This is a genomic window from Klebsiella sp. A-Nf5 (genome assembly GCF_002810545.1).
Taxonomy (GTDB): Bacteria; Pseudomonadota; Gammaproteobacteria; order Enterobacterales; family Enterobacteriaceae; genus Klebsiella; species Klebsiella variicola.
Map to the genome: position 1 here is coordinate 1 of NZ_PIOG01000028.1, position 10364 is coordinate 10364.

General features: G+C 49.0%; 10 protein-coding genes and 2 pseudogenes. 5 read left to right on the forward strand and 7 right to left on the reverse strand.

Features of this window, described 5'->3' with window-relative positions:
- The 3 genes from CWM53_RS03535 to CWM53_RS03545 all read right to left on the reverse strand — a co-directional run.
- Positions 1-497 (reverse strand): efflux RND transporter permease subunit (locus tag CWM53_RS03535; protein ID WP_206062601.1); only part of this gene is annotated, 497 nt, incomplete at its 3' end.
- A 37-nt stretch (positions 498-534) separates the two neighbouring features.
- Positions 535-1446 (reverse strand): ABC transporter six-transmembrane domain-containing protein, encoded by a 912-nt coding sequence (locus tag CWM53_RS03540; RefSeq protein WP_100630625.1) that lies wholly within the window; start codon positions 1444-1446, stop codon positions 535-537.
- Between the two features lie 156 nt (positions 1447-1602).
- Positions 1603-1992 carry a transporter gene (locus CWM53_RS03545; RefSeq protein ID WP_004184323.1) on the reverse strand — a complete coding sequence of 130 codons (390 nt, stop codon included), beginning with the start codon at positions 1990-1992 and terminating at the stop codon, positions 1603-1605.
- A 282-nt stretch (positions 1993-2274) separates the two neighbouring features.
- Here CWM53_RS03545 and CWM53_RS03550 point away from each other — a divergent pair, with 282 nt between their 5' ends.
- Positions 2275-2979, forward strand: a complete 705-nt coding sequence (locus tag CWM53_RS03550) for a response regulator (RefSeq protein WP_032431070.1) — start codon at positions 2275-2277, stop codon at positions 2977-2979.
- A complete protein-coding gene (gene ccrB, locus CWM53_RS03555; RefSeq protein ID WP_023318488.1) occupies positions 2976-4037 on the forward strand; it encodes a HAMP domain-containing histidine kinase CrrB in 1062 nt (353 codons plus the stop codon). Before CWM53_RS03550 ends, ccrB begins: the two co-directional genes overlap by 4 nt.
- Here the strand turns inward: ccrB and CWM53_RS03560 are convergent.
- The 3 genes and pseudogenes from CWM53_RS03560 to CWM53_RS03570 all read right to left on the reverse strand — a co-directional run.
- Positions 4034-4969, reverse strand: coding sequence for an ATP-grasp fold amidoligase family protein (locus CWM53_RS03560; RefSeq protein WP_100729557.1), 936 nt, complete (start codon positions 4967-4969; stop codon positions 4034-4036). The genes ccrB and CWM53_RS03560 overlap by 4 nt on opposite strands.
- 236 nt (positions 4970-5205) lie before the next feature.
- Positions 5206-6243, reverse strand: a complete 1038-nt coding sequence (locus CWM53_RS03565) for a S66 peptidase family protein (RefSeq protein WP_100729556.1) — start codon at positions 6241-6243, stop codon at positions 5206-5208.
- 178 nt (positions 6244-6421) lie between these two features.
- Positions 6422-6493 (reverse strand): annotated as a pseudogene (locus CWM53_RS03570) (energy transducer TonB); the annotation flags it as partial.
- Between the two features lie 72 nt (positions 6494-6565).
- On the opposite strand from CWM53_RS03570, the pseudogene CWM53_RS32270 reads away from it, so the two are divergent.
- Positions 6566-6664, forward strand: a pseudogene (locus tag CWM53_RS32270) (DUF3363 domain-containing protein); the annotation flags it as partial.
- Positions 6665-6666: 2 nt separating this feature from the next.
- Here the strand turns inward: CWM53_RS32270 and CWM53_RS03575 are convergent.
- Positions 6667-7254 (reverse strand): TetR/AcrR family transcriptional regulator, encoded by a 588-nt coding sequence (locus CWM53_RS03575; RefSeq protein ID WP_100630628.1) that lies wholly within the window; start codon positions 7252-7254, stop codon positions 6667-6669.
- 135 nt (positions 7255-7389) lie between these two features.
- Here CWM53_RS03575 and CWM53_RS03580 point away from each other — a divergent pair, with 135 nt between their 5' ends.
- Both CWM53_RS03580 and CWM53_RS03585 read left to right on the forward strand, forming a co-directional pair.
- Positions 7390-8598 (forward strand): MFS transporter, encoded by a 1209-nt coding sequence (locus CWM53_RS03580; RefSeq protein ID WP_100630629.1) that lies wholly within the window; start codon positions 7390-7392, stop codon positions 8596-8598.
- A gap of 40 nt (positions 8599-8638) precedes the next feature.
- Positions 8639-9859: an MFS transporter gene (locus CWM53_RS03585; protein WP_100729555.1), complete on the forward strand. Its 1221-nt coding sequence runs from the start codon at positions 8639-8641 to the stop codon at positions 9857-9859.
- Positions 9860-10364: the final 505 nt, after the last annotated feature.

Below are 10364 nucleotides of genomic sequence, written 5' to 3' on the forward strand. Positions count from 1 at the left end.
AGTTCATCAGTAACATTCCTTGCAAAATAATCGCTTAAGTCAGCTTCCTGATAGTCTCCGTTTGGCGATTTTAACCCCACCATCATTAAAAAACCGGAATTAGCTGCCTCAACATTTATCCCATTCTGTCTTACCGACTGCGGCAGGCGAGATTCCACAATTTTAATTTTGTTTTGCAGATCCATCTGGGCGAGTTTGATGTCGGTGCCGGGTTTGAAAGTTACCGTAATTGACGCCATCCCTGTCGTGTCACTGGAAGATTCAAAATAGAGTAAATTGTCAACACTCGAAATTTCACGCTCGATCAGAGACACGACGGATGTGTTCATCACTTCCGGGCTGGCTCCAGGGTAACTCACTGAAATGATAATACCGGGTGGCGCAACTTCAGGGTATTGCGCAACCGGTAAACGAGGTATGGACAACAGTCCCGTCAGAACAATAAACAGGGCAATAACCCATGCGAAGATGGGTCGCTCAATGAAAAAGTGCGGCATCAGGTGTACTTCCAGTCAACATTCAAAGGGTAAAAGTTCAGCATGGTTTTCCTGACAAAGAGGTCTCATCGTCTGTCGAAACCCGTTTACCGATATCCCTGAGCTGGGAAAATTTCTCAAGAAGTTGTGGTGCGTCATCCAGGCTTGTTGCAAACATCCACATATAGGTCATGACGGAATAAATATGTCCGGCATTAATTCCGGATTCCATGCTCATCCTGATAATGGTCATGGAAAAGAGAGCAGAGACCAGAAGGCCTATTGATAAATATCCCCATGCCTCTCTGTCGGATAACACTACGCGCAGACGGGCAAGTGTGTCATAATGTCGCTTAAGAGCACCAAAAGACGCCTTATTAACATAATCGACCTCTTTCTCAAGGCGATTATTCAGCCGTCTGTAGAATGTCTCATTTTTGCTGGCATAGCTTGAGACAAAACACATCAGTATTGCCACGATGATCAAACAGGCTATACCTGTCCAGAATTCAATCCATAACAGCATAATTGCTGCGCCGAAAAGGGAAATGATCGAGGTGATCAATACGGGCAGGTGCAACTCGAAGAAATCTACAAATTCACGTGATAGAGTGACTCTCGCAGCAATAGTCGAGTGATTAAGTGAATATTTTCGCTGGGATAATACTACAGTCACAGCAAGACTTGCGTAGATACGTGCAAACGTTCGCGTATCGACACTACGTCTGGCGGCTCCCATGCACCACATGAACAGAACCATCAGGCCATAAAGGGCCGCATGTGACGTCTGTCCGCCCAGGATGGCATTTATCGCCATGCCCGCCAGAACGGGGTAGAGCAGGAATGCAACGTTTTCAGCAATAACCAGCATGAAAGTAATGCACAATTTCTTTCTGTGCCGCCAGGCAAGTCTCTTAAGTGAGATAGCAACCCCGGGGGCTATAGGTTTGTTGTTGCCTTTATAAATCATGATAAATTGTATTAAACATATGGGTGTAAAGGTTTCTGCCGTTGTTTTATTATTTCAACTAAGTATAACGTGATGATGTCAACCGTGAATGGATGTTTTATGGAGGATATGTGTACTCACTCCTGAGGTTATGTATCATATTGACATTGCATAATATCAAACCATTCTTATACATAAACATAAAGGTAGTCCGCAAAAGAAAACCATTAAAAAAAATTCATAATAAAAAACAAAATCATAGATATCTGGAAAAGTATTCAAAAGCAGATGTAATACAATGATGGTGTGTATAAACAGTAAAACCAGACCGAATGTTATTGCAATGAAGTTTTTAAAAACTCCAGGTTTTTTCTGAATAATAAATGATAATGCTGTAATGATTATCAAAACACGAATCAGTAAAGATGAGGGTAATGTTGATTCTACTTTTTCATTAATTGAATGCACAAGGTAAAGCCAGGTAGATAGCAACCCATATGAAACGATGCAAAATAAAAGTGAGGCCATCAAATTCTCGCGCCGGAAAAAACATTTAGTCAGCACCATAAAACTCCTTAGACAAAGTACATATTGCATGCACCACTTAACCTGGTTGTAGATTATCACTTAGCGATGTTGATTAATTATTTATAAAATGTGTAGTGAATATGGAGAGTGAGTCTGTTAAAATTTTAAGAAAATTTCTTGATGAACTTTTCCAAAAAGTACCTGTCAAAAGACATCAAATTGAAAATTAATGTTTGTAATTGAGTTAAAGAGCTTTAAGCATGACGATAAAAGTGCTTTCAGGGTAAAATGCATGTTGTCATCAGCACTGTGGAAGAAAATATGAACAACAACAATCTGATTATCGTCGCAGAAGACGATGATGACATCGCTGCCATACTGACAGGCTATTTACGTAAGGCAGGTATGAAAACCTTAAGAGCCGAAGACGGTGAGCAGGCAATCAATCTTACCCGTCTGAACAAGCCTGACCTACTGCTATTGGACATCCACCTACCCGTGTACGATGGCTGGAATGTTCTCACCACGTTAAGAAAGGAAACGAATGTACCGGTCATCATGGTGACAGCACTGGATCAAGACGTTGATAAACTGATGGGGCTACGGCTCGGGGCTGACGACTATGTGATAAAACCCTTCAATCCATCTGAGGTTATTGCCAGGGTTGAAGCAGTGCTTCGCAGAACCAGACCGGTTGCAGAGTCTACACATTCACGGCCTTTAAGAACGCCTTTTTTAACGATTTATCCTGATGAATTTTACGTTGAAATCACTGCACAAGGTGAGGTTTCCACGCCAGTATTAACCACCACTGAGTTTAAACTTTTAACCTATCTGGCGAGAAACCCGAGAAAAGTCTGTTCACGTGAAGAGTTACTCGATGCGTGTTTACCTGAGGGAGACTCGCTGGATCGTACTGTAGACAGTCATATGAGTAAACTTCGGAAAAAGCTTGAACATGCCGGATTGAGGGGCATTCCGGAAAGCATCCGAGGATTAGGCTACCGGTTGGGTGACAAAAAATGAACAAAGAAACAATTCTGAGCCGTCAGATTTTGACATATATGTTGTTGTTAACGTTTGTTATTATTGCCATTGCAATACTCGGTTCCTACTTATTTTATAGTTTCCTGATTTATTACCTGCCGGGTGGAATGAACGAAGGTAGTGAAGATGCTATGACATTCCTTGACTGGATGTGGATTCTGATGGCGTCCATTACCAGTCTGGTCGTTGCACTTTTCTTTACCGTAAAGCTGTCTGCAAGAATATTCAACCCACTGAATGACGTTGCATACAGCCTGAAACAAATCTCTCGGGGGAACCTTAGTGCCAGAGCATTTAACAGCAGTTCTAAGTTGGGAGAGATGAATAGGCTCGTCAATGACTTTAATGAGATGGCTGAAAAGTTACAGACGCTGGATGCGCAGCGAAATTTATGGAATGCTGCAATTGCTCATGAACTCCGGACGCCGGTGACTATCTTACGTGGGAGGCTTCAGGGACTGGTTGACGGCGTTTTCGAACCAGAACCGTCGTTATTCAGAAACCTTCTTAAACAAACTGAAGGTCTGACCAACTTAATTGAGGATCTCCGCGTCGTGAGTTCGTCAGGAGGAGCAGGATACTCCTTGATGCTGAGTGAAGTCGATCTCAAGGCCACGATTTCAAATGCGCTTGATACCTTTTGGCCGGACTTTGATAAAAAGCATTTCAAAATTGTCACTGAGATTAACCATCAGTATTGCGTTTGCGATCCCTTACGCATTATTCAGTGCCTCACCGTTCTTTTTGATAATGCCTTGAAATATTCCACATCACAAACGCTTTTAATAAAAAATGGTATTACAGGAAACGATAATTTTATTATCGTTCAGGACAAAGGACCTGGAATTCCTGAAGAACTCCAGAAGTCCTTATTCCAGCCTTTTCAACGAGGAGAATACGCCAAAAATATTAATCCAGAGGGCTGTGGTTTAGGGTTGTCGGTAGTTAAAGCCATTATGTGCGCCCACGGCGGAGACGTTAGCTATAGTTTAACACCAGAAAATGGCTCACTTTTCAAACTCTCATGGCCTGTTTAAGGGCATGAATACACAGGCTCGATCGAACCTGTTTTAGCAACAGACAGATCCCACATACTGCCGAGTTTTGCGTCCCAAATTGATGGGGTGATTTTAAGTTTGCCTCTTTTGGGACTTAATGTTATTTCGCTGAAATAGATATCATCTCCTTTTAGCATAAGATCGACGCGGCAGTAGTCTATTTCTTTTGCTAAGTCCTGGGCGGCAATAACGGATTTATGAAATGATTCTGGTTCATCAACCGGCAATGGCGTGTTTGGGTATTCCATCTGAAAGGGTTGTAAATTCCACGTTCTGTCATAAACGTTAATGAATTCGTTTCCATCGCTGTCAGTAAAGTCGGCCTCGATAAAACATGCCACACCGTGAAAGCAATGTATTCTTATCATTTCCGGAGTTATATTCCGGTGTTTACTGGAAAATAGATCCAGATACATTTCGCATAGGATCACGGGTGGTATGTTTTTATACTGCCATTCTCTGGTCGTATAATACATATTCTTTTTAAGAGATAGTTTTAATTTGCTTTTAACCTTAGCGGGATCAATATTCGTTTTATCCGTGCATATGACCGCGCTACCACTATCATGATTGCATTTCAAAACAAATTTTGAGGGAAGTTTGTCGAAATCAATATCATCAACTCTGTTATAAACACCTACTAAAGGAATAAGCTTAATTAAATTAGTCCGTTTCTCAACATACTGCCTGACCAGAAGTTTATCAGCAAGCAATGTATAAAATGGGTTGTGGATAAATAAAATGCGATGGCAAATTTTCTCATTAAGCGTTACAGGGTTGAGTAAATCCGGATATGTGCCAGATATTTCTCTTAACCTGTCTGCATGAAATGAAATGTCATTAGTCAAAATTGTTCTGCATTTTCTCAACAAATATTCAATGTATTTGATTTGATAGTTTATTTTGTTCATAACACCTCCGGTTCAGAAAGGAAATTCTGACAGAGGTTTGTTGATTTATTTTTTGCAAATTATGGAGAGTATATGGACCGACTTGCTTCTTTATTAACAGAAATTAATCCGGACCATTGTCCGCGCCTTGCACGAATCGGAAAAGTTAACTGCACTGAAGATCCGCTCTGAACGAAGAGCGGATCTTCAGTGCAAAAGAACAGCAAGGCCCGCCTTTGTTATTAATACTGACTTATCTACAACTGCTGAGTTACCCAGCTACCATTTTCAGCGAAAAATACCGTCGCATCGGCTCCATTGACCAGGGATATTTGAGGAGGTATGTGGCCAATATCAACATCATACAGTACGGGCACGGCAACATTCTCAAAAGCGGCTTTAAGGGCATCCAGATAATTATGTTTAGTCGGGTCGCTTACGTCGGGTGCAGCACTTCTGCCTATAAGAACACCATTTACGTTATCAAACCAACCCTGTAATCGTAAGCTAAATAATGCGCGTGTTAATTCACAGGGAGCCATTTCCACATTTTCAAAATAGAGGATTATTCCTTGAGGACTATTGCTCGCCTTGAACAAAGGCACATTCCCGAATGGTGTACCTGCTAACCTGGATATTATTTCGAGGCAGCCGCCGATCAGTTTCCCGCTAAATGTCAGAGAAGATGTAACACCATCAAGGCGTTTCCACTGTGTTTTTTTGGTCAGATTGAAACCTCCGTCTGACGCTGTTCCCCATTGATTTTCATCAGCTTGAAATGCTGTTGAAGAGTACTGTTTGATTACAGTGCCCCGATTCGATTCCAGAATTTCCCATACGGCCTGAGTGGTGGCATCTAACTTTTGAGCGCCAAGATCCATGAGGTTTGGCCCATGCAAAGTAGCCCAGCCCGATATCGTCGTCAGTGGGAAATGAAGTGTACTAAGATCTGAAAAGCCCACAAACCATTTTGGTTTAGACCGGGATAACAGATCAAAATCAATCAAATCAAGCAATTCCATCGCCAGATCACCGCCCCAAGGTGGCATAACAGCTTTTATATCTGGGTCAGTAAGATAAGACATTAATTCTTCAACGCGAGAAAATTTAGTGGCGCTTTTATTTTTGTGCTGCGAGCGTAAGCAGCGTCCTTCGCGGACCTGGTAACCTCTTTTCTTTAGGTTTTTTATGGCGAGTTCCAGTCTGGGATGCAGATGTTCAGGTACGCCAGAAGATGGAGCGGTTACACCAATAACATCTCCTGGAACCAGCCTGGGTGGAAAGAGGACACTCATGGATAAATCCTTTTCAGAACATATAGAATTCCATAATCCATAAATAAAGCCAGGATGTAAAATCAGCAGGCGAACACTCCGCTTGTTTTTTCTGTGAACCTAAAAAAGGTCTGCTCATGGCACCCAGGGGACTTTACCGGCGTAGATGATGCATCAGGCGACTAATCCTCAAAAGTGCTTACTGCTTATTCGCGGGACCGCCGTCTGATTTGGGTTGGATCATGACGATTACTCTTTTAGCTATTCCCGGGGTCGTTTAGCTATCCGGTTCGCCAGGGAACATGACCGAGCTAATACCCTCAAGCGATGAGTAACGACCGTGTTGTTTGAGCAGCGGCTGGGGCTGCAGATCGCCGCGACGGTTCGCGGCGGTGGCGTATCGTGGGAGATCGAACGGCAGCGTGGCCCTGGCATCTCGTAAGGCTATCGCTTGACTAACAACCCACGCAGTAGTAACTCCAGCGCATCGATACCGCGTGTCAGACGCGCTCTGCTGTCCTCGCCGTCGGCAATCCAGAACGCCGCTTCGGCCAGGCTGCCGTAGATCAGCGACGCCAGCGCCTGCGGATCAGCTTCGTCCACTATGCCTTGCTGCATGAGCTTGTTGATCAGGCGCTGCATCGACTCAACACAATGGCGTTGCGATTCCGGTGAGGCACCACCCAGCACCGCCCTGGCATCGCGTAGCACGATGCGCTGGATTTCCGGCTCCAGCGCCATTTCCAGATAAGCCCGGCAGCGACTGCGAAAGCCTTCCCAGGCGTCCTCGGCAGCGTCAGAGATGGCCTGCAGGCGCTGATCCGTCTCGGCGTCGATCTGCTCCACCACGGCGGCCAGCAGTCCTTTCTTGTCGCCGAAGTGGTGATAGAGCGCACCACGGGTCAGCTTCGCTTGCGCGGTGAGGTCATCCATCGAGGTGTCGGCGTAGCCATGCTCGGTAAAGACCCGGCGGGCAGTCGCCAGCAGCGTGGCGCGGGTTTCTTCCATCTCGGCGCGGGTGCGACGAACCATGTTTTTTCTCCTTACATACGATACGCATCATTATTTACAAACAGTACGTATGAATATATGATCATATTCATACGCTTTGTATGTATTATCGCCGCGCCAGCTTACCAAGGCAAGCGAAGGCTTCTGGAGAACGAGATGACCAACCTCTATCGAGAATTATTCGCCGTGCCTGGCACCAAGAGCTTTGCTTTGGCCGGTTTGCTGGCACGTATTCCGCTGCCGATGACGGGTATCGGTATCATCACCATGCTGACGCAACTGCGCGGCAGCTATGCGCTGGCAGGGGCTGTCTCTGCCACCTTCGTGCTGACCTATGCGTTGTTGTCGCCGCAGAGTTCCCGGCTTGTGGATCGGCTTGGACAACACCGCGTGTTGCCCACCGCCACGGCCATCAGCGTCATCGGTTTTTTGATTCTGGTTGCCGGTTCCTGGTGGCAGGCGGCCAACTGGACGCTGTTCATCGGTGCCTTCCTGGCTGGTTTCATGCCCAGTATGTCGGCGATGGTACGCGCACGCTGGACGGCCCTGTACCGGGGTCAGCTCCGCTTGCAGACCGCCTATTCGCTGGAAACGGTGCTTGATGAAGTCACCTTCATCTCCGGGCCGCCATTGTCGGTGGGGCTGTCTGTTGCGGTGTTACCGCAGGCGGGCCTGCTGGCGGCAGCACTGTTGCTGATCCTCGGTGTGTTCACTCTGGTTGTGCAGCGGGGCACTGAACCACCCGTCGAAGCGCAAGACGCAGCCACGGATGGATCTGGATCAGTCATTCAGTTGGCAAACGTGCGACTGCTGGCGCTGCTAATGGTGGCAATGGGCGTGATCGTCGGTACGGTGGATATCGTGAGCGTGGCCTTCGCTGAACAAGTGGGCAAACCGGCGGCGGCCAGCCTGGTCTTGTCAGCTTATGCCCTGGGTTCCTGCATGGCCGGGTTGCTGTTCGGCGCACTCAAGCTGCATATGCCATTGCATCGACTGCTGTTGCTTGGTGGATTGGCAACGGCTGCCACCACGTTACCGCTACTGCTGGTCGGGAGCATTCCCGCGCTGGCCGCAGCGGTGCTGGTAGCAGGTCTGTCCTTCGCGCCCACCATGATCGTGGCGATGTCACTGGTCGAGCGTCTGGTGCCCGACCAGCAGTTGACCGAAGGCATGGCCTGGCTGCTGGCTGGGCTGAATGTCGGCGTGGCCATGGGCGCGGCGGCATCCGGCCAGGTTATCGATGACGGCGGCGTACGGGTTGGATTCACCGTCGCCCTCTGCGCCGGTGCGGTGGTGTTGCTCGTGTCGCTATGGGGGCATCAGCGCCTGCGCGCGCATGTCTCGCCTGTATCGGATGCCGAATGATGGCGGCGCACCCTGTTTTTCAATTGCAAGGATTTGAACCATGAGCACAGCTTCATCGGCGGCAGAAGTTTCTGCGCGCAGCCCCTGGGTCGCCGTGGCCGCTGTTGGCCTGGCCACCTTCTCTGTCGTCACGACGGAAATGCTTCCGGTTGGGCTGCTTACGCCCATCGCCGAGACACTGGGCATTTCCACTGGAACAGCCGGACTGACAATTTCGCTTCCCGCGTTGCTGGCGGCATTCTTCGCGCCCCTGGTAGTGCTCGCATCGGGTGGCATTGATCGACGCAGGATTTTGTGTGGGTTGCTGTGGCTGTTGGTGATCGCCAACATGGCATCGGCACTCGCGCCAAGCCTGGGTTGGATGCTGGCCGCCCGCGTTCTGGTCGGCTTTTGCATGGGGGGTATATGGGCCATCGCCGGTGGTTTGGCTGCCCGGCTTGTTCCGGGCCATTCCATCGGTTTGGCAACCTCCATCATCTTTGGCGGAGTGGCGGCCGCATCCGTACTCGGCGTGCCAATCGGGGCGCTGATCGGGGACTTTGCTGGATGGCGCTGGGCTTTCGGCAGCATGGCAGCGTTCAGCGCTCTGGTGTTGGCACTTCACCTTGCCGTCATTCCTGCGCTGCCCGTTACCAGCACGGCCACCTTGCGTCAGTTCGGGACCCAGCTTGGCAATCGAAAACTACAAGTCGGGCTGCTTCTGACGCTGCTGCTGGTGGCGGGGCACTTCATGGCATTCACCTTCGTGCGCCCGCTATTGCTGTCCGTGTCGGGATTCGATGCGCAATGGAACGGCGCGCTGCTATTCGCCTATGGCGTCGCTGGCATTGTCGGCAACTTTCTGGCCGGCATCGTCGCGGCGCGGCGCACCGCCCTGACCTTGACGGCGATTGCGCTGGGGTTACTGCTGACCCCAGTACTGTTCCTGACTGTCGCCAGTTCGCACATGGGTGGTGGCGCGGTACTGTTGGTTTGGGGGCTGGCCTACGGCGGAGTGTCAGTTGGCCTGATGACCTGGATGATGAAAGCTGCGCCGCACGCCGTGGAGATTGCTACCGCGTTATATGTGGGCGTCTTCAATATCGGGATTGCATTGGGATCATGGGCAGGAGGCCAGAGCGTGGATGGATTTGGACTGGCAGGCAATCTCTGGTTGGCAGGCGGATTGGCCGCTGTAGCATTGCTACTGACTGTCGGTGTTGGCCTGAATGAACGGAAAGCGAGAGCCGGAGACTGGAAGCCAGGCTCAGAAGCGGATTAAGCGAAGTTCATCATGGAGCTTCGCCATCTAGGCTGTTTCCTCGCCGTCGCTGAAGAAATGGCGCCGAAGGCTTGGCGTAGCCGGTTATCGGGTTATAAATTCTGCCTGTCCCACTGCCCTGATTAGCCTTAACTCGCGTTCCGCGCTGAAGACCCTTTTAACCTCGTTTGATCGGGTTCTACCGCGCTTGCGACGTTAAGGAGGTGTTCTCCACGGCCTTAGCGGCAGCTTGCTGCTGACGCTAAGGAGGATGTTCTTCAGTCATTCCAACGGCACCAGGGGGACGTAACGCGCTAGCGGCTAAGCGTAGTGCCGGCAGGGAAACTCCCGGATGGCGGTGCGTGGCGCCTTATCCGGGCTACACTCTGGTGCCGTATTTTTGCCGGGTGGCGGCTGCGCTTGACCCGGCCTGGGGTTAATTTATTCACCATTGTCGCTGAAACTGCCGGTGCTGGCGGCCTCAACATCGCTGAGACGTTCCCGGAAGGCCGGGGCAGCCCGCATG